We start from the raw sequence: 21,135 nt of genomic DNA, 5'->3' as shown, positions 1-21,135 counted from the left end.
GGCAGACCAAAACAGCGCCTTATTCAGCTTAGCCCCCGTCCACACACTCCCTTGTGCACTGGCTTCAAAACATTTTATTTGAACTGCATCGCATTGCTCAAAAGAAGCATTCTCTAAACAAGTATTCAATAAACTTGCTTGAAAAAGTTGACTATGGCGAAAGTTTGCTTGAGAAAAGTTCGCTTCATTTGCCATTAATTTAACGGCACTAACAGCTTGTAAATCAGCCTCTAAAAAGTTGGCTTTAATCACTGAAGCTTCGTCTAAACAAGCAAATGATAGGTTAGTTTGTTTAAAACTCACTTCACACATTATTGCTTGTTTAAGCTCTGCTTTATGCAGTATTGCTTTATCAAAAACAGCTTGTGTGGCTATAACTGCATTCAACTTAGCTCCCGTTAAGTCACTGCCAGTAAAAATAGTTTCATTTAAAATTGATTCAGATAAATCAACTCCAGATAAATCAACTCCAGATAAGTCCAATTCTGAGAGGTCTTTCTTAGCCAAAGAGTGATTAAGTGCATTCAGGATCAAAACTTGACCTCTAGATAATGTTTCAAAGTCGGTGATTTGCCCCCCTTCTTTTATCTTATCCTTTGGCACTTTACTTTCTAATGCTTGCATTTGAGAAATTGCATCACTTAATTGTGGTTTCAAACGAGCAATTTCAGTTTCCATTATTTTTTTCTGTACAGGTTCCAAGTTAGCCAAATCTTTATCAAGCATTGATAACGCCTTACTTGAGGCATCAGCTAAGACTTTGCTACCCGCTTGCTGGGAAATATTAGGATTCCTCAATGTCTTTAAACCAGCATCAAATGCTTCTCTTGCTTCACTAGTAGGTAACTGTGCTTTAAACTCTGTTGCTTTCATTTCTCCTAATGCTGCAATGGCCTCAACTAATGGTTTACCTTCAGGCAAACCCAATTGCTGGTACATCTTCGTTTGCTGTTGATTGAAACTGTTTTCCGCATCAGATTGAGTAAATTTAGGCACAGAAAACAGTGCCTTGTCTTTCTTTTTATTTACTGTTAACTTTAAGTTTTCAGTTGTTTGCCCTTTTTCTGGACGCAAGTAGTCCATCAACCAAACCGTTAAATCGATACCTTCCTTGTAAGCATCTTGTATAAGAATATTATTGTCTAAACTAATCGGCTCTAACTCAAAAAATGCCTCTTTCCAGAGAGGTAATTCTTCTTCCATTATACCTTGCTGAAATAAGAAACATTGTGGTGCTTGTGCAATAGCCTGTTTAATCTCATCAGATAATTCAGCATCAACAGAGGGGAGCTCAATCACATTTACCCATTCACTCAAATCTTGCTCAAATAACCAAGCGATACACCTATCTCGACAAATCAGAAGTGGTAACCCTAATTGCAACTCATTATGCCAAGGCAAAAATTGACTTCCAGGCACTATCAAGTGCTCGTCAAAATCAAATAAATCTTCTCTAATTTGCAGGCCAGTAAACACGCTCTCTTTATAATCGACAACCATCCAGCCTTTCAGTAAACGTTCAAATATCTCATCGCTAATATCATCTGGTGATAATCCCCATTCTTGAGGAAAAAAAGGACTACTTTCATATAGAAAACTAATAAAGTGCTGCTTTATGGTCAAGATTCGATAGCCATATGCAAGCAACATTTCACGTTTACTGGTAAATAAACGTGAAAAAAAGCTTTCTGAAATCAATTGACTCACTTTGTCATGCCAAGGATTTTTAGACTTTGGGGTACCAACCTTATCAGCAAATGATCTTACCTTATTTTCAGCGGCCTGCACTTCCACATTATATTCAGGCTTACCTTCAAAATTAGGTTTTTCGATATTAATATTTTTCAGATCAGTTGCAATATCATACTCTAACTTCATTTTAAGCTGTTGTTGTTGAGCAAGATTAATCTTTAATAGTTCTAATTCTTGCGTTGACTTATTCAGTAACCCCTTCATTTTATCTGGTAAAAATAGATGACTTTTTAAATCGGATAATTGTGACAAATTTGAATTAATATGCCCTTCCATAAGCTGCGCCCCCCCAGCAACAGAGGGTAAAGGGGTGGGGAGTTTATTATTAAACTGTTGCTGCTTAAAATAAAGATATTTAGGCACATCAGAGATTGTTTTTTTTGCAGTCGTCAACTCAATTTTGGCTTGTTCTGCTTGTTTATTTAACGCCGTCATCGCTTCTGGCTCAGCTTCTTTAGCCGCACTATAATGTTTAATATAATCGGCATAAAACATTAATGTTTGCTTAGGCTTGTCCTTATCTTCTTTTAATAACAAAATATCTGCTACATCTAATGCCTCTTCGTCTTGTATTTCAATATTGCCCCTAAAAATACGCAATCCTAATTCTTGTTCAGGAAAAAACCACACCGTATCATTACGTAACGTAATTTCTGACACACAGTATTCTATCTCTTCCTCAAACGTATTTTGCTCGCTATTGTCTTCATCATTGACAATAATGGCATTTAACTTTGCAGGTTCAGCAGTGACAACATATTTTAAATCTGTTAATTGGCGAACAAAAACTCTTGGTGAATAATGAGGTAACTGCCCCTTAATCATTTCAATATCTGGATGTAGATTGACTAAATGAAAAGATTCACCACCGGTAAAATCATCTTGAACACGCTGATCAAGTGGTGCTTGATTAAAGAAATGCCAATCAAAATCTTGAGGCACGCTTGGCCAACGTTCACGAAACCAAAGATCATCATATGTGCCCATACAAGCTTGCCTCATTGGATGATCAATGGCTAAAGGTAACAAACAGGCGGGCTGATATATCGCCTTTTCAGCAGCATCATTTTTAATATCGTGAGAATAAAAAACACACGCTAAAGGGTAGCCTTCTTGATATAAGTTTAATCCCACTTTATTTTCATTAATATCCACTCCTCCCCAAGCTTTTTCCCAAGTAATAGCTTGCCTTAAAAAAGCTTGGGGGGAAGAAGGGACTAATTTATCTTGTTGTATTTGCCAATAGCGATCACCATAAACATCTAATTGTTTTTCATTTCCCGCGATACTCACCGATATACGCACTCTTTCTCGAGGCTTATCACCACTAAAACAGGCTCCCGATAATAACCACTCAGCTTGTATTTTTGGCATACCCGCATCAAAAAAACCGCCTTCTAAGCTGGTATTCACTTTATCCCATAGGGCTTGTTCGCTCATTGATTGACTTGGGTTTAATAAATCAAAACCTAAAATCATACTGATACTTAAATAATTCTTACCCTGCAATTGGTAAGGCACAAATAATGAAGCAATATCATTTTTCTTAATCACTTTCATAAAAAATTAATACACCTATAAAAGTCACATCAAATAATTAAAATAAAATACTTCAACATTAAACATGAGAGACTAACTGCACATCATTAACAACCAATTTATTTGTATTAAGACGCGTTACTGCAGTAGACATAATAGTATTAGTTTTACTGACATTATTCGAAATAGTACTATTATCCATTGCAATATTATTAATAGCGTTATTGATACTTTTGATATATGTTTGTTTTTGATTAAAGTGAAATTTGGTTGACTTATATCTTTTCTTTATCTTATTAACATCTAACGCTAGTTTTTTGGACTCTGTGCCAACGAGTTCTGATTTTTCACTTAAAGCTTCTATTTTTGCACCATATGCATTAATCATATTTAATTTTGTTTGTTTTTCTTGATAAGATGAATTAAATTTATTCAAACCCGCACTAATTCTCTTTCCAAATGCTTCACCGTGAGTAAAATTATACTTATCAACTCTCCAATTTAATGAAGAGGTCATTACGCATAAATCTAAATATACAGATGAAGGCATTACTATTTCCGTAAAACTACCAAAATTACCTAATGTATTATGGCCAATTGTTACCCATGTCACGATACCAGGCGTATATTTATACCAAGTATTGACATATATTTTTGTTCCAAGAAATTTAGTGGATCTAAATGCTGAGCGTTCTTTATTCACTCTTCTCATATCAACACCTTATTTTTATTCAGTATTATCTATAAATCTATTTATATTGTTAAAGCATGATCATTTTTGACTCATTGACACAAACAGCTGAGGAATTTGTCATTTCAGCAACGGTACTTTGTAAAGAATTAACGCTATTAATTGTATCTTGCTGCACAAATCTAGATTGATTTGTTACATTTTTAAGTTTTATTCTGATCTTTTTTTTATCAATTAAAGTGGTATCAATACTGCTATCTATATTTGATAAAGATGCTTCAACTTTATTCAACTTAACAGAACTTGCATTAACTCGATTATTAATAACACTTAATTTAGATGCTATATTTGTTTGTTTTTGAGCTAGAGATTCAAATCTCATAATGTTTGAAATTTGTTTAGCCGCTTTTACTTCTAATTCATCTAAAGCCAATTGATTATTATTATATTTAGTCACCTTCTTTTCAGCTGTATATGAACATACATAGGCCCTAATTGCGAAATGCAGGCCTAGATGAGCATGTTTTGACCATGTCAATGTCTTCCAAAGCAGTTTCGTTCCAGCCACTAACGTTGTATCGGCTCCAAATGTTAAAGTACATTTAGCCCCTTGAGTAATGGAAAAGAGTGCTTTAGTTCTAACTTTCATTCCCAATGCTTTACTTTTGCCACTATAACTGCCCCAGCTTGTATCTGAGGTATAGCCTGCTGGTAACTTATGTCCATCGCTGTCTTTTGCCATTATAATGCCTTAATAAGTTAAATAACTTATATTTTAATTATAAAAGATCATTCCACTTGTCTTAATTTGTGTGCTTCCACTCGATAATTGACTATCAATCTTACGAGCATTATTAAGAGCCGTTTCCGATATCATTTTACTCTGATTAACAGCCGTTTCGGTATTTGCCACTCGAGTAGATATATTTTTTAAGTGAGAAAGGCTAACAGTTCTTATTTGAGAGTTCTTCTGGCTTAAATCCAAATTAGCCATATACAAATCGAAATCAGAACTTTCAACCTTCATGGCAGTTTGATCATAATGACTCGCTATTTGCCTATACTCATCCATTTTTCCAGAAATTTCAGCTAAAGCAACTTCAGTATGCTCTGCTAATACTTTGTTCTTTATAACATCAAACGCATTCTCATTTAAATTAAAGAATGTTTTTGAATAACCTAATTCTTTATGACTCAATTTTAATGCAGTTTGCTTAACTAATAAATTAACGCTAGCTTTTATTGCACCAACACATGAATTAAGTTCTGTACCGGTCATCAAAAAAAAGTTCTCACCGAGTGATTGAAGGTGCTTTATTCCAATGGTTGTTCCTAGATAATTTTGAGCCGATATTCTTATACCCGCAACCTTAGTATTCGATTCAGCTCCCATCCCTCCGTTCGACCGTAAAGGCGAAGTTTTATTGGGATCTTTCGTTGTCTTAGAACCTTTCGATGCCATAGCCCCCTCCTTTTATTGTTCTGTACAATAATAAAGATTAATGAGTAAACTAAAAACCGATTAATCACTAACATACCACGCACTAGACCAAAGTCTAACCAACACAGTTAAATAGCCACTTAATTGATATCAAATTAAAAAAGATAAACATTAATTAATCAAGGTTAAAACAACAATGGTTTAACAATTAATATTAGAAACTAAATAAAAACAATTAACACTATATCTAGATACAATAGATATATTATGGAAACTAATGTTTCAAATAAACCCGTTCATGTGTCAAATCAGATAACCTTAAATTATAAAATTGGGCTAATAGGATATTGGAAAATGAAATTTTAACTCTTTAAATATTCATGATTTTATCAATCATGCAGATCATATTTTTATTAAAAAGAATAAATAAAGTGTTAGCGCCAACATGAGTTACATTTAAACTTACATCCATATGACTTTAACACGCTAAAATTCGGTAGCATCGATGTGCTGCATTATAAATTTCAAGGTCTAAAATTCAACCTATTAAACCTTTATAGACGGGATGATTATCCTTTGACTTTAAATTGATTACGTAAGGCTAAAATGAAAAGAAATAATAATAAAGCGCCAATCATGGTTTCAAATACGGCCAAAATAAGTACCCCATCAGGTGATGATTTGCCAAACAAATATTCAGTATTTTGTTGTCGTAGCGCTTTTGATGCAGGAATAGCTGGCATTAAATGAGTAAATGAATATTGTAGTGCTTTACTAAAACTTTCAAAGGTACAAGGCGCGTTGATAAGGCTTCCATAAATACAAGGATTATCACTTGCGTAATGATAATAGCCAGCACACGAAACCCATACCATCAATAACCAAATAATGGGCTTTTTATAACTTCGTCCAAATCCGCCAAAAATATCATAGAGATAACTGAGCAATAAAGGGAATACACCTTTTGTGGACACCCAGCGCTTAGCTCTTAACTCTTCAATATGAAAATCAATCATACTTTGATGATCTTTTGACTCTTCGGCTAAGTTTTTCAAACGGCGCACACGTTCAATATCACCGATATCGACAACTTCATTACAAACAAATTGATTCAATTGTTTTTTTACATTAATGGTTACTGCATCAACAGACACATGGTGGGCTATTTTGGTATAGGTCAGATCAGGGATACAATTAAAATGATTGTGAGCAATATTGAAAGATTTTTCAAAAGTACAATGCCTAAAGTTAAACACTTCAATGTGCCGTGTCCCTTTCATCTTTTGAAAGTTAACACTGCCATTAAAAATAGAACCATCAAAATCTAAATGGAAACAACCAGCAATAAACTCAACATTTGAAAAATTCAAGGCCGCATCACTAAAACGTGCTTTAGTAACGTTAAGTTCAAATGTATCATTTCCTGTTAACTCAAAACGAGTAGCATGAAAATCAACGTTATTGTTTTCAAACACAGTTTCATTGAAATTCACACGCCGACACTTAAAAGATGAATGACGAAAAGAGACATTGCAATTAATGTCCTTGAATTGGCAACGACTGAAATCCACACTGCCATTAGCTACACCAAATTTAACCGAGTGAAATGAAACATAACCTGAAAATATTGAACCGCTAAACGTCACTCCATCAGGGCTGTTAAAGACCGTTTCATCAAACATCACATTCGTACCACCAAAATCAATACCATCAAAATTAACCGATTTAAAATCTAAATTAGCACGATTAAATATTAACTGCCCTCCACTAAATACCGCCTTGTCAAAGTTTAAATCTTGACCTTTAAAATGCACTCCGCCGAAGTTAATAAGCCCTTTTGGAAAATGAAAGCCAGAAAAAGATATCGCTCCACTTTCTCCCTTATCAATACACCCACCCGAAAAATTAATATTCGCTTCAGGATTCTTTTCAACCCATTCATTCCATTTATCTGGGCCATCTTTTAACAAAGCAATCGCAGCATCCCGTTCTAAGCAGGGTAACTCTTGGTTATATTTCCATTGCATACTTCACCCCAACCCCAACCCCAACCCCAACCCCAAAAATATCTAAAACAGACGAAATTCAATATGATAACAAATATAATAATATGTTCATTGACTTGAACTATTCTATTTATTGAGTATCAAACACCATAAATGAGCACGAGTAAAAATATAAATCATCTTAATACAATCAATTACCTTGCAATCAGTCTCTACTGTACTGCTCAGAAATGTCGTCTAATCCAACAAAAATTTTAACCTGTCATCGGCTTTTGAGGGGACGATTTCTATGATCTCAGGTTTCACAATTTGCTCAGTGACAAAAGGATCCTCTTGAAGCAATGTCTCTAATGCTTCACGAGTAATATTATGTGCGATAATCCCGCCACCCAGCTCGGGTTGTAAACTGCCCGATACCAAAAAAACGCCTTTATCATAACCTTGTTGCAGCCAATCAAGGTGCGCTGACATAAAGGCTTTGGCTTTATTTTCTGTCTCATTGTGATCTAAATTTTGCTCAAAAGAAAAAGATAGTTTAATGATAAACATACTCGCTCCCGTTATTATTTTTCATGGCATAACCGCCTTAAGATGACAAAAGTATTCGGCTTTCAAACTGACTTCTACACTCTATTGATTCAGCTATATCAACTTTATTTTCAAACAAGATCATCACACTAATCAGTCAACATCACACAGCTAATAGAGCCGCTATTATGACTTGCATCATTTCTTAACCACTTACCGTATAAAAACCAGCGATTGTCGAGTTGATTAAATCGAAGCACTTCAACACCGTTAACCATTTTATTATTAGGAAAATGTAAATTGTACGATAAAGACAAGGTCTCATGCTGTAAAATAGCCACTGCCTGAGCATTAATTTCTTGGCCATTGAGACTATAAACCCAATTGATATCATAAGTTTGATATCGGCTGCCATCTCCAGACGTTAAAGAGATGGTTAGCTGTTTATTAGTATGAATTTCTTTGATGTCTTTATTATTAACACTGATACATTCATATTGACCCGATAAATCAAGCGCTTGTGTAATTCGCTCTTCTACACCGTGCATCTTAGCATTGACGGCCGAACTTAATAGTGAAAACAAAGCGAACAAAAACCCTTTGCTCAGTGTCATGAATTGCCCTTTTATGGATTGATAGTCACTTCTCCCATCAAGGGGAGCCGTTTATTCAACCATACCGATAATCATCAATAGAGGGCAGTCCCCAAAAGGACTAAATAAGCCATCCTCAAAGTAAATATTTACAGCTGTAAAGCCCAAAACATTAAATTATTGATAAGATTCACGCAGAGATTTCAAATTGAAGTTCACATAAACGTTGATATAAAACAGAACTATTGAGTAACGATTGATGACTGCCGGTATCAATAATTTCCCCTTTATCCATCACTACAATCAAATCTGCATGCATTACTGTCGATAACCGATGGGCAATAATAAGGGTAGTGCGATCTTGCATCAGTGTTTTTAATGCCGCTTGAACATGATATTCACTGTCAGCATCTAATGCACTCGTGGCCTCGTCAAGCAAAAGCACTTGAGGGTCTTTTAAAATTGCGCGGGCAAGCGCAATACGCTGTTTTTGTCCCCCAGATAATCGCACTCCTTGCTCACCTAAATAGCTCTGATACCCTTGTGGCAATTGCTCAATAAATGCATGAGCATGGGCTTTTTTAGCCGCAGCAATGACTTCTTCATCCGTTGCATTGGGTTTTCCATAACGTATGTTATGCCAAACATCAGTGCTAAATAACACAGGTTGCTGTGGCACCATGCCCATGGCTTGCCTTAATTCCGTCAATTTGAGCTGAGTAACATCAACGTCATTAAACATCACTTGGCCCTTTTGCGGATCATAAAAACGCTGAAAAAGTTCAAATAATGTGGTTTTTCCCGCGCCAGAGCGCCCCACAAATGCCACGACTTGGCCTCGAGGTATTTGTAAGTTAATGGCTTTTAGCGCGGCAATATCAGGCTGCGAAGGATAGAAAAAATCTCCATTTTTACATTCCAGCACGATGTCATGCTGCAATTCTATCGTCACAGGATTGTCAGGCTCTTGAATATGACTACTCACTTTTAACAAATCCAATAAACGAGTGGCTGAACCCGCCGCTCTCTGTAATTCACCATACACTTCACTAATGGTGGCAACCGACATAGCCACCATGATGGCATAGAAAATAAAAGCACCGAGTTCCCCACCGGTCATCCTACCTGATAGCACATCCATTCCTCCAACCCAAAGCATCATGCTAATTGCCGAAAAGGTTAAAAAAATCACAGCTGCAATCAATAAAGATCGCTGCCTAACTCGACGCTTAGCTATCTCAAACGCTTTTTCAACTTCTTGGGCAAATGCCAATTGTTCAAGACGTTCATGGGTATAGCCTTGCACGACTTTAATGTTTTGAATCATCTCACCGGCATATGTGCCAATATCGGCAATCGCATCTTGACTGCTCGCTGCTAATGTCCGCACCTTACGACCAAAAATCATCATAGGCACTAAGATCAGTGGTACACAAATCACGACAATAAAAGTCAACTTAAAACTGGTAATAAGCAGCATCGTAAGCCCGCCCACTAACATAAACACACTGCGTAACGCCATTGAAAAAGAAGAACCTATAATCGATTGCAGTAATACTGTGTCAGTGGTTAGACGAGACATCATTTCACCACTGCGGTTTTCTTCGAAATAGCTGGGATGTAACATCACGATTTGATTAAAGACCGCCTTGCGTATATCACCGCTCACCCGTTCACCTAACCAAGACATCAAATAAAAACGCGTAAACGTGCCTACTGCCAATAGACTGATCATACCCATTAAGATAAAAAGCGCTTGGCTAAGTTGTGCCTTAGAGCCTGCAATAAAGCCATTATCCACAATAAGTTTAACCCCTTGCCCTAAAGACAAGCTTATTGCAGCAGTGAGTAATAAAGCCAATAAGGCGCTCAATGCCATCCATTTATAAGGACGAACAAACGCAAAAATGGGTAACAAGCTGATAAAGGCTTTGGTTTTTTTAGCGTCGTTCGTATTTACGCTAGATTGATGGCTACCACTCTGATCATTATTATCTTTTTCAGTGACATTAGGCGCAATCACGCGCTGTCCATCTACCGCTTTATGATGATTATCCAAGATGAATCCAACCTTTTAACAAAGATATAAAAGACATGGTCATTCGTTAGGCTTAATTCAAGGTCGAAAACATAAATAATACAAGAAAATAGCCTGCTTACATAAAGAAGAACTACGGTATAATATTACCATTACATACGGCACAAAATGTACATCGACAATAAAAGGATTGTCCCATGAAGCCTAAAATCACTATCCACTACTGTGTATTATGTCAATGGTTATTAAGAAGCGGTTGGCTCGCTCAAGAGCTATTATCCACCTTTAGCGATGAGCTAGAAGAGGTATCCTTGGCACCTGCAACGAAAGGTACCTTTAAAATTTACTATAACAACACCCTAATATGGTGCCGAGAACAAGATGGCGGCTTTCCAGAAGCAAAAATATTAAAACGTCGTGTGCGCGATCAACTGGATCCACAAAGAGACATGGGCCACATCGATAGTTAACAGATGCTTTACTCCTGATAGGACTTCAAGGTGCAGGCGTCATAACACAATAAAGCGCTTGCTCAAAAGCAGTCCTAAATATGAATTCATCGGATTATATCGATACAAGCAACCGAGAAACTCAATCCACCAAGGTAATATCCAAACCCAGTAATAAATTCAGCGCCTCAAGCCTTGAGAACGTTGCCTTTGCAAGCGAGTTATTCAAAATATCAATTTCAATATGCACCGAATCAGTAAAATCCACCGATTGTAACTGCGTTCGCATAAATTGACTCTGGAATAAATCACACTCCCGAATTGTTGAATGCTTAAAGTCCCCTTCTCTAAAATCCACATCATGGAGCTGACAAGATTCAAGCGTGAGTTCATTCAACTTTAATCCGAAAAATGAAGCCCCATTGAGCATACATTGCTTAAAAACAAGTTCTGGATGCAACCTAAATGTCGGCCAATCGGCTTGTGTCCAGTCTACACCTATCAACTTGCATTCAATAAAATTCACATCAAATAATTCAGTATAAAGCCATTTTATGACACTCATATGACACCGATTAAAATTGCAATGAATAAATTTGCAATCTTTAAAAATGGCCTCACTCAAGTCACAATCATTAAAGGTACAATTCTCAAACTGTATGCCTGAAAAGTGCCGCTGACTCACATTGATATGATTAAAAATACAGTCAAAATATTCATCATTGTTACACCATTCCCTCGCAACGTTATCAGACTCAATCATTCTATTCCTCATATTATGACTTAATATTAGGCGCTTCATCATGCACTCAAAAATAACGGTATAAAATAACAATGATTAATACAAGTGACAATCTTTCATCATTGTTAACGCCAATACTTGAAAAATAAACGTCATCGAAAAAGACAAAATTATCCATTCAGTCAATATCAGACTGTCATTATTCTCATTAGAATAAACCTGATACGCCCTGACTATCATGGTATGTCAGGTTATTGAAAAATAGCGTGTTCGCTCTCAACCGTACTCAGCTAAGGTATTGCGTTAAGGATAAATATGAAAAAAACCATCTTAACCCTTCCCTTGTTCGTGATATTCACGCTCCCTTTGATAAGTCTCACCACTCAGGCGCGCAATAAAGTCGTTGTGATAGGCGTTGATGGATTAGGGGGTCACTATATCAGACAGACACCCACTCCTACGTTGGATAAAATGGCAAATAACGGGGCTCATACGCTATCAATGCAGAATGTTTTACCCGTCATTAGTGGCCCCAACTGGACGGCAATGATCTCAGGTTCATACCCAAGTAAAAACAAAGTCACATCAAATACCAACCTGTATAAAAATCAAATTGAAACGCTATTCTCAGCCTATCGGACACAGTACCCTCAAGGTCAAATGTGGACACTGTATGAATGGGGAGGGTTTCAATCACTGCTTAAAGCTAGCGATGCTTTTCAAATTAATGAAAAAGTCGAAGAAGCAATGGCCATTCCCCAAACAATAGCATTAATGCAAAGTGAAACCTGCCTGCCAGACTTACTTTTTTTACACTTAGATTATGTCGATCAAGCGGGACACAGTGAGGGTTGGGGCAGTATTGCGTATCTTAATGCCGTAACAAAAGCAGACAGCCAAATCGGTGAATTGCTTAATGCTATTGACGAGTGCAATGACACAGACGAAGTAACCGTCATGATTATATCCGATCATGGTGGCTATAAGGAGACCCATCAGTCTTGGGATAATGGCGTCTCACGCGCCATTCCGTTTTACATTGTAGGGCCAAATATCAAGCAAAAATATGTCATCACCGACACCGTTCGAATATGGGATTTATCCGCCATGGTAGCCAGCATATTAAATATCCCTCAGCCTAGCACTTGGGTATCACATCCTATCGACTCGGTATTTAAACAGGCAGCCAAAAATACACAGTATAATACAATTACTTCATCTTTAAGTTCAACACAATACAGTACAAGCCAAGAATATACTCAGGTATACCATTCTGCTGGTACCGGGGTTGAAAACGATATCAGTATTTGGGCTCCGAATATCAATGAGCAACATTATTATCTCTCTCAACTCGCTGTTGCTGGTAATACTATTCCCTCTGTTGCCAGTATTATTTTTATGAAAGATGATCCAAGTGTATTAGCCAAACCCATAGGATATGAATTTATTAGCTATGATAAACGTTCTGGTGGTACTCAAGATGTGGTGTATTGGCGCCCTATTGCCCCATCGGGCTTTACATGTATTAGTGATCTTGCAACTATTGGCTATGAAGGTAATAGTCTAACACCCTATGACATTCCTGAGCCTATTATGCCCAATTTTCGCTGCATCAATCATACCTTAATCACTGTAGGGGCATTTCACAAAATATGGACAGACAAAGGCTCTGGCGCCATAATGGATGTTAGCGTATGGAATGGCATCAACAACATGAATGCCATTCCAACTTATGCATTTCGTGCACGAAGAACATCTTATGAATTTGATTTTGGCTATCCGCTTTTCTACGATTTAAAAGCAAGTTTTTAAGATCCACAGCCAAAAAACATAACACAGACCATAGCTACATTTTACGATATTATTGAGTGTGAAACACGGCTAAGATCAAAAGAAACATAACCCTTTATTGCTGCTACAGGGGGTAACGGATCAGAATAATACCAAACGATATTGTCATATACTGTACCATTCACATTCATGCTGTAATAACTCGCCTCCCCTTTAATAGGGCAAAAGGTATGCAAATTGGTTTTATCTAAATACGTGCCAATAATATCACCCACTGGAATATACCATACAGGGGGAAACTCGCCCTTAGGCGATACCTCTTTTAAGATTAATGCTTGATGACTATTAGCAACGATGACACCATCTAACATAAATTGAACATGCTGACTGGAGGGTTTTATATCTGCATAGTGCTGGGTTAACTCACTCATTCTCTATTTCCTCTATCAGTAAAATTCAAACATAAATTTAAAACGACTGCAGCTCTTTCACTTCCTCTAAAATCACCCCAAATACACTTTCTAAAGCAAAATAATTTAAAATAGAATTCATTGAAGTCATACTAACCTAAGTAAATCAATGTAAAATCGCTTCCTTTATCCCGTCATTTCCGCCCGTTAAAAAACAAATAATACTTTATTTTCAAACACCTTTACTTTCCACAAGAACGAACAAGTCATATTGAGTCAAGATCCCTTTAAAATAAAACCATCCTGAACCTATTAGTTCACAAAGTCAAGATACCATTCCTTTATAAAGGGGACATAAAACAAGCGAATTAACTACCATTGTTTTTGTTACAAAGACAGCAGGCTGATTTCAATATCACCTTAGGTTCGCTTTTTAAAAGGTTGAGCTTTCTCAGCAAAGAAATAAAGAGTATTCAACAAGACTTTTTTTTATTCTCTCTCACATCGTAATCCATTAAATTTCCTTGAGTATCTAATTGCATATGGCAACAATCATCAAAGACTTTTCGTAACTGCGACCGCGCCTTCTTTACTCTCGATTTTAAGGTAGAATAAGGAATGCTATTGGCCGCCGCATACTCTTTTTGTGACATGCCTTCAAGTTCAATGGCTGTCAATAACAAGTTATTATCTTCTGATAATGCATGGACAAAAGGTTCAATACAATGCGCTAATTCTTGCTTAATAACCTCATTGGAGTCTTCCTTATCCCTTTGATTATTAAGTTGATGACTGACATCGTCATTTTCGTTATTGAACACCCATTCATTAAGCTCAACATGCTTTACCCTGCCATTTTGACGATAATAGTCTGTGATAGTATGGCTCGCAATTTGAAACAGCCATGATTTAATTGCTTTCTCTGAGCGCACGGTATGTAGATGCTGATGGGTTTTAATTAAAATATCTTGCAATAAATCATCCACATCCGCTTCATTGGAAACCTTTGAATGTAAAAAGGCTTTTAAACTGGTTCGATATTCATCCCATATTTTCTCTAACTTCACGTTAATCTACCCTTCTATTTTTGTGAATGACACTCTTTTGAATAACGCTTAATCACCATAACAAAACACACTGTAGTCAGTAGTGACAGTACAATCAATATCTGCAATAAATATCCATAACTTTGCCCAAACAACCAAATCATCGCTGCTGCTAATGGCGACAAAGCGGTGACGATTTTGATCGGCACATTCATCGCCCCATTAATCACCCCATAATGACGTTGTGATAATAATTCAGACACCGCAACTCCCTTAATAATTGTCATCGTTCCTGTCGCGGCGCCAAATAATATAATAAAGGGTAATAGTAGCAAAAAGTGCGTCGGTAAAAATGCCAAAACAACAAAGAAAACGAACAATACGAGGGCAGATATATAACCTAAAGATAGGACAGATATTTGTTCACCAAACCACTTTAACAGCAATCTGGCAAACACTTGAGCTGGACCAAGAATCGCTAATAATATAACCACATCATGGATGTTAAGCCCCTTTTCCAGTAATAATGGATAAAAATGAAATTTAAAGGCCGTCGTCACCGCGGCAAAAAAACTAAAAGCGGCTAATAATAACCAAAAAATAGGTTGCTTTAAGGCCCACTTTACACTTTCATGCTCCACTGTGACGGTTAAGTGAGTATTCTGACTCACCAAATTGTCACTCAAAGCCGTTGAAGCACTTAAGTTCACTAATACTTGCTGAGGTAGGCGCGCATATAAACGGGTACACACAAGGATATTTATCACCCCTAAAAATTGCAGCACACTACGCCAATCACTGTATTTTAAAATCACTTCAATAAGGGGAATAAACACCGTACTGGCAAAGCCGGCCCAGAGAGTTAATTGTGTGATCAACTGTTTAGTGTCTGCTTTATTGTGACTTGAGGCAATAACCGAGAAAGCGGCGTCATATAAAGTCGCACTTTGTAAAGCCCCTACGCCAACAAACACAAGATAAAACCCAAAAAGAGAATCAAGCTGTGAGCCCATCAGTAATAGTACACCTGCTAACAAGGAGCCCAACATCATGACTAAACGGCCCCAGCCTTTGTCAATAGCCCGTCCTATGGGTAAACCTGCAAATGAGGACACTAATAATCCAAGGGTTAATGCACCATACACTTGCGACTGACTCCATGAAAACTCTTGCATTACCGCTTGGGCAACTTGAGGAAAGCTATAATATAAGCTTCCCCAAGAACAAATTTGAGCAATGCCCAATTCGACAATAGACAGCTTAGTCGGCGCCTTTGGAACAGAGGCGAGACTACTCAATCCATTCTCCCACGAGCTTCTCAATATTATCGTGACGCAGTCCCCAATAGATTGCCCTACTACCACTAACAGGTAAGTTTAATAAATCCAATACAACATTCATGGCAGAATGCCCTGCACCTAGAACTAATACTTTCTTATTTTGATAATTCAGACGTTCGGTGTTCAGCACATCTGGTATACCATAGTGGATCATATCTTGATTCTCTCTCTCGCCAGCAACAGGTAATCCATCAAGCCCGATGGGGTTCGGGTGAGATCCTGTTCCCGATGCATCCAACACAGCTTGCGCCTCAAGTTGCAAAGCAGTGCCGTCAGCCATGTTAACATGGACCGTATACCCCGATTTGTCTCTATTTTTTGACGCTGACTTACTCAAATCGGTTTTAGTTACCCCTATCACTTCTGCCCCATAATGGATAACATCGATCAACTCAGGCGTATTTGCCGCAGGCTGTAAATACTGCTCAACAATCTCTTTACCCGTTGGCAGTACATCTTGATTCGAGTGTTGCCAGCCACCTTTCATTAATAAGGCACTAACCTGTTATCGACGATATATTGCCAAGGCGTAAATACCTTGACGTGTCCCCATTTAAGCATTGCTGTGCCAACTGTAGTGCCTTTTTCTAACACTAATGGCGTCAACCCACGACTCAAAGCCTGTGCGGCTGCCGCAATACCAATAGGACCCGCACCAATAATAATGATAGAGCCTGGCGTTTTGATACTTGCATTTAACATCGATATTCACCTTTTCCTGTTTTCACTCATTTCTTTGAAATTGTCCGTACTCATACCAATTCCATCAGCAGTTAAAAAAGCTGTATATCAAAGTGGATAAGCCTAGGTTGAAACACATTCCTAAAAGTATTAAGCGTATTTTCAATTTGGATAATCACTAAGACGAAGGCAAAAACCAAAAGACGATGATAAGACTAAAAATATTCTCAAAAACAAAATAGAGGCCCAAAAACACTATCAGGATCATCACTCATATTTTTTATTTCGTCTTTTTCAAACAAGCTACGTCTTAATAGACAAATTAGGTTATAAGAGATAAAACAACATGAAATATATACACAAAATCGATGCCAATATAAAAGATGACTATTTAGCCGAACAAGACTTTAAAGTGACTTTGCCTACAACGACCTCACTCAATGAAGTCAATACCGGGAACAATATGGCTGATTTTCCCACCTCCACCATTAATAAGCCTCAATCTCACCAACCCAGAGTCTTGATCTTATATGGCTCATTACGTCAGCGCTCTTTTAGCCGTCTAGCCGCTGAAGAATCCAGCCGTATTTTAACGGCCATGGGCGCCGAAGTTCGCTTTTTCGACCCAAAAGGCTTACCACTTTTTGACGGTGGTGATTCTGTCATGGACTCAAAAGTTCAGGAACTGCGAGATCTCGTCATGTGGTCTGAAGCCCAAGTCTGGTCATCTCCAGAAATACACGGCAATATGTCAGGTTTACTGAAAACGCAAATTGACTGGATCCCATTATCATTTGGTGCTGTCAGGCCTACCCAAGGCAAAACCTTGGCGGTCATGCAAGTCTCAGGGGGCTCCCAAAGCTTTAATGCGGTCAATAATATGCGAATTTTAGGTCGTTGGATGCGCATGCTCACCATCCCCAATCAGTCATCCATTGCTAAAGCCTACCAAGAGTTCCATGATGACGGCCGCATGAAAGCCTCCCCTTTTCGCGATCGCATTGTTGATGTAATGGAAGAGCTCATGCGTTTTACCCATTTAACTCGAGAGCATAGCGACTTTTTAGTGGATCGTTACAGTGAGCGAAAACAAGCTAAAGCCAGTGCCATTGAGCCCCAAGAAGCCACTCAGATCTTAAACCAAGCGGTAGGCGAAAAAGCAGTGATCTAGAGATTAGGTCATACAATAGCGCACTGCTTTTATACCGCGCTCTTTATTTATTATCAATAAGTAATAGGTCAATAAATGCAGTGCTGAGGATTATATAACAATATATTTAACGTATGAAAACCAAACATTAATGGATTAAAAATGACAATGAAAAAAATGATTTTACTATCAACAATATCCCTATCAATAAAGTGTCGGTAGACGATGAATACAGTGCAAGTAATAGCGTGATAAACAACAATTTCCTAGTGAGTCACATTGACCAAACAGAATGTAGGTAGTGATTTGTGAAGACGTTGTCACATTAATACTCTATGTGGCAACGGCACTCATACACATCCTCGCTATTTAGTGCGGTGCATTAGATCACCACTGCTAACAACCTATAAGGTCTTAAAGACTCACGAAAGATCACCAAGGCCTAATCAAAACTGATACCGAAAATACCCACCCGATGTCGCGTTATCTGGATACCAGTCAAATTCGATGGGAGTTGAACCATCCACATAAAAATCGTTATTACCAAACACAATAAAATTCATCCCATGAGTTGGGCTGCCGATCCAATGCAGTGGTAAAAACACCTCCCCCGTCTGGCCGCTCCAAATCCTACCCATTTCGTAACCGCCACTATTAGGGGAAACTATCCATTGCCAATCGCTCCCAGCACCTGAATATTGGTAAACATTGACCCCTTCAATTAAATAGTCGGCGCCAATGGGAAAGGTATTAATACCCGCAAAGCTGCCTTGAAATCCTGTTGTTGGATCATCGTCACTATCGATAAAGACTTGAAAACCCCAACTTATGTATATGTTGGTTTCATTGGTATAGGCCATCAGTAATTCATTGGTATCGGTCGTATGAGCCACTTTAATACCTCTCCAATTGGCTTGATTGCCTTGACCACTAATATGATCCGCAGCGCTGACTTCAACGATATCGTCAGGATCCACTGGATAGGCTGCAATCGTCGACCAATCGCCTAATAAACCATCTAAGGTAATTAAGGATTTAAGGATAGGGTTTGACATTGGCGTCGCAAGTGAATAGGTCAATCCTGGATCCTCTTCATTTCGATTCCCTTTGGCATCTTCTGCATAGACTTTGACACGAAAATCATCCCCCATGGTCAAACCGGAAATCACGGCTTGGTTGGCACTATGCTCGATTGGATTATGTAACCATGCAGGATTGGTGGTGAAGGCAACATCATCATGCACAGTGATACTGCCTGTTGAGAGGTTTTCAACCGAAATGTCGTAATGAATGGGATAAGATTGATCGATGGCGCTATCCCAGGTAATAACCAAATCTGTTGGTGTCGCGCCCTCTTTTACCGATTGAGCGCCTATTCTCATGTTAGTATTTGGCGTGTTATATAATTGATGACCCGTATTATCCCAAGTCGGTGGTGTGCTATCGTTGTGGCTGTCTGGTAACAGCTCCGCCATTGCCACACTATGAGTGGCTAAATCACCGTCTGGTGCTAAATAGTTAACCCAGCCCATTTCTCTTACAGCAATCTCAAAACTATCTAATTCAACATGTTGACGACCACTTTGATAATCTAAACCGAATACAGTGAAGCCATCTTCTCGATTCGATTCAGCAATGACTTTGGGCGCGCTGTTAAAACGATTCTCATTATAGTACTCAGACACACCATTTACTCCATCCGTTGAGGGATCGCTGTCATAACGAAAGCTCTCAAACAAAAATGCATTTATGTAAGGTCGAATACTGTAGTCAATTGCGTACTCGTTCGTGATAGGGCTTTTAAGCCCGGGTGAAAAATAAAAGGCACCACGATTGGCCATCACAAGTTTATTAGGGTATTGATCGCTAATGAATTTAACCGTTTGTTGCATGGCCTGAGCAGTCCAAGGGTACCAGCCAGCATTATCATAAGGCCCTGCGGTATCAATCGTATCTAAAAAGAACCCGTCAAAACCGAAGTTAGTTGACCGATCACGAAGGTTGGACTGATCTCTACTCCCTGCTAATTGCGCTAAGCCCGCCTTGTATTGACGGCCAGCCACATTGGCCGTGCCGATCCTCATATTATCTAATACCCAGCGCCAATTCGCATCGGGATACACCATAAAACCATGAAAGTGAGGGTTTAAGTCCGGTAAACCGTCGGGGGTTAAGCGAGCAGCGGTTGTCACAGTGTCAACATCACCGTTTGAGTGATAAGTCACTGTTTGTGTGTCTACATCCATATAAAAACTCTGTAGCGTCGTAGCGGGTGTCGTGACAAGTTGATTGAAGGATGGATCGTATGTCCTCATGCCAGTGCCGTTGCCTAACGCGGACTCTAGAGATTGATTGACATAGTCTTCACCAATACTGATGTACCCCAATACCCTCTCTACACCACCCTCTTTTAAAGCCTGAACAATTTCAGGGGTAAACGTCCATTGGTTTGGTTGCACCACGACCACATCAAAGTCAGACAAGGTATTAATGACAGATTGGTTCATGATCCAATTATCTGCACTGGCTTGAGTATTGGTATAAAAATCATTCCCGTAATAAACAATAAATGTAGAATCACTGTTAATATTAGGGATCGGTCCTCGCTCAGCAAACGCACTTGATGTCAGTGCAGTTGTAACCAGAGTAGTGACGAGTGTTGAGAAGGCTAAAGCGAGAAATGTTAAATTGGGAGTATTCATGATCATTAATCCTTTAATGAACAAGTCCATCGTCAACCGCATTCATTATTCATTGCTCCGTTAATTTTAGCCTCAAATGGTGACATCAGACATTAAAATAGATACATGTTTCCCTTCTAGTTGAGAAAAGCCAATTAAAAGCTAATCAAGACCAGAAGCACAACTGATTATAATTTGGGTGTTTATTTTTTATTAGGTGTGTTGGTTCGCCGATTTATTCAAGATTAGGCATTAGA

General features: G+C 38.2%; 17 protein-coding genes and 1 pseudogene. 3 read left to right on the top strand and 15 right to left on the bottom strand.

Features of this window, described 5'->3' with window-relative positions:
• From Q0976_RS22870 to Q0976_RS22835, 8 genes are all read right to left on the bottom strand, one after another.
• Window positions 1-3,312: DUF2169 domain-containing protein (locus Q0976_RS22870; protein ID WP_299496918.1), on the bottom strand; the 3,312-nt coding region annotated here is incomplete at its 3' end.
• Window positions 3,313-3,370: 58 nt separating this feature from the next.
• Complete coding sequence (locus Q0976_RS22865; protein WP_299496915.1) at window positions 3,371-4,003, bottom strand: hypothetical protein; 633 nt, start codon at window positions 4,001-4,003, stop codon at window positions 3,371-3,373.
• A gap of 49 nt (window positions 4,004-4,052) precedes the next feature.
• On the bottom strand, window positions 4,053-4,724 hold the full coding sequence (locus Q0976_RS22860; RefSeq protein WP_299496913.1) for a hypothetical protein: 672 nt from the start codon (window positions 4,722-4,724) through the stop codon (window positions 4,053-4,055).
• Window positions 4,725-4,757: 33 nt separating this feature from the next.
• On the bottom strand, window positions 4,758-5,444 hold the full coding sequence (locus Q0976_RS22855; RefSeq protein ID WP_299496911.1) for a hypothetical protein: 687 nt from the start codon (window positions 5,442-5,444) through the stop codon (window positions 4,758-4,760).
• 548 nt (window positions 5,445-5,992) lie between these two features.
• Window positions 5,993-7,450, bottom strand: a complete 1,458-nt coding sequence (locus tag Q0976_RS22850; RefSeq protein ID WP_299496909.1) for a hypothetical protein — start codon at window positions 7,448-7,450, stop codon at window positions 5,993-5,995.
• A 216-nt stretch (window positions 7,451-7,666) separates the two neighbouring features.
• Window positions 7,667-7,978 (bottom strand): YciI family protein, encoded by a 312-nt coding sequence (locus tag Q0976_RS22845; RefSeq protein ID WP_299496907.1) that lies wholly within the window; start codon window positions 7,976-7,978, stop codon window positions 7,667-7,669.
• Between the two features lie 128 nt (window positions 7,979-8,106).
• Window positions 8,107-8,571, bottom strand: coding sequence for a hypothetical protein (locus Q0976_RS22840; protein WP_299496904.1), 465 nt, complete (start codon window positions 8,569-8,571; stop codon window positions 8,107-8,109).
• Between the two features lie 169 nt (window positions 8,572-8,740).
• Window positions 8,741-10,474, bottom strand: coding sequence for an ABC transporter transmembrane domain-containing protein (locus tag Q0976_RS22835; protein ID WP_299496922.1), 1,734 nt, complete (start codon window positions 10,472-10,474; stop codon window positions 8,741-8,743).
• 311 nt (window positions 10,475-10,785) lie between these two features.
• On the opposite strand from Q0976_RS22835, the gene Q0976_RS22830 reads away from it, so the two are divergent.
• Window positions 10,786-11,058, top strand: a complete 273-nt coding sequence (locus Q0976_RS22830; protein WP_299496902.1) for a SelT/SelW/SelH family protein — start codon at window positions 10,786-10,788, stop codon at window positions 11,056-11,058.
• 121 nt (window positions 11,059-11,179) lie between these two features.
• On the opposite strand, the gene Q0976_RS22825 is transcribed toward Q0976_RS22830, so the two are convergent.
• Window positions 11,180-11,800: a pentapeptide repeat-containing protein gene (locus tag Q0976_RS22825; protein WP_299496899.1), complete on the bottom strand. Its 621-nt coding sequence runs from the start codon at window positions 11,798-11,800 to the stop codon at window positions 11,180-11,182.
• Between the two features lie 294 nt (window positions 11,801-12,094).
• Between Q0976_RS22825 and Q0976_RS22820 the strand changes: the two genes are divergently transcribed.
• On the top strand, window positions 12,095-13,591 hold the full coding sequence (locus tag Q0976_RS22820; protein ID WP_299496897.1) for an alkaline phosphatase family protein: 1,497 nt from the start codon (window positions 12,095-12,097) through the stop codon (window positions 13,589-13,591).
• Window positions 13,592-13,632: 41 nt separating this feature from the next.
• Here Q0976_RS22820 and Q0976_RS22815 read toward each other — a convergent pair whose 3' ends face one another.
• The 5 genes from Q0976_RS22815 to Q0976_RS22795 form a co-directional block, all read right to left on the bottom strand.
• Window positions 13,633-14,001: a DUF427 domain-containing protein gene (locus Q0976_RS22815; RefSeq protein ID WP_299496895.1), complete on the bottom strand. Its 369-nt coding sequence runs from the start codon at window positions 13,999-14,001 to the stop codon at window positions 13,633-13,635.
• A gap of 452 nt (window positions 14,002-14,453) precedes the next feature.
• Window positions 14,454-15,047 (bottom strand): RNA polymerase sigma factor SigZ, encoded by a 594-nt coding sequence (gene sigZ / locus Q0976_RS22810; RefSeq protein WP_299496893.1) that lies wholly within the window; start codon window positions 15,045-15,047, stop codon window positions 14,454-14,456.
• Window positions 15,048-15,061: 14 nt separating this feature from the next.
• Complete coding sequence (locus Q0976_RS22805; RefSeq protein WP_299496891.1) at window positions 15,062-16,324, bottom strand: MFS transporter; 1,263 nt, start codon at window positions 16,322-16,324, stop codon at window positions 15,062-15,064.
• Entirely contained in the window at window positions 16,317-16,853 is a 537-nt protein-coding gene (locus tag Q0976_RS22800; protein ID WP_299496889.1) for a SidA/IucD/PvdA family monooxygenase, read from the bottom strand. Before Q0976_RS22800 ends, Q0976_RS22805 begins: the two co-directional genes overlap by 8 nt.
• Window positions 16,853-17,068 (bottom strand): NAD(P)-binding domain-containing protein, encoded by a 216-nt coding sequence (locus Q0976_RS22795; RefSeq protein WP_299496888.1) that lies wholly within the window; start codon window positions 17,066-17,068, stop codon window positions 16,853-16,855. Before Q0976_RS22795 ends, Q0976_RS22800 begins: the two co-directional genes overlap by 1 nt.
• Before the next feature lie 475 nt (window positions 17,069-17,543).
• Between Q0976_RS22795 and arsH the strand changes: the two are divergent.
• Window positions 17,544-18,218: pseudogene (arsH, locus tag Q0976_RS22790) on the top strand (arsenical resistance protein ArsH); the annotation flags it as partial.
• Window positions 18,219-18,643: 425 nt separating this feature from the next.
• Here arsH and Q0976_RS22785 read toward each other — a convergent pair.
• Window positions 18,644-20,899 (bottom strand): hypothetical protein, encoded by a 2,256-nt coding sequence (locus Q0976_RS22785; RefSeq protein ID WP_299496886.1) that lies wholly within the window; start codon window positions 20,897-20,899, stop codon window positions 18,644-18,646.
• Between the last annotated feature and the right edge of the window lie 236 nt (window positions 20,900-21,135).

Source organism: uncultured Shewanella sp. (assembly GCF_947501665.1).
GTDB lineage: Bacteria > Pseudomonadota > Gammaproteobacteria > Enterobacterales > Shewanellaceae > Shewanella.
The sequence above is the reverse complement of the archived record's forward strand: the minus strand, read 5'-3'. Positions and strand labels throughout refer to the sequence as shown.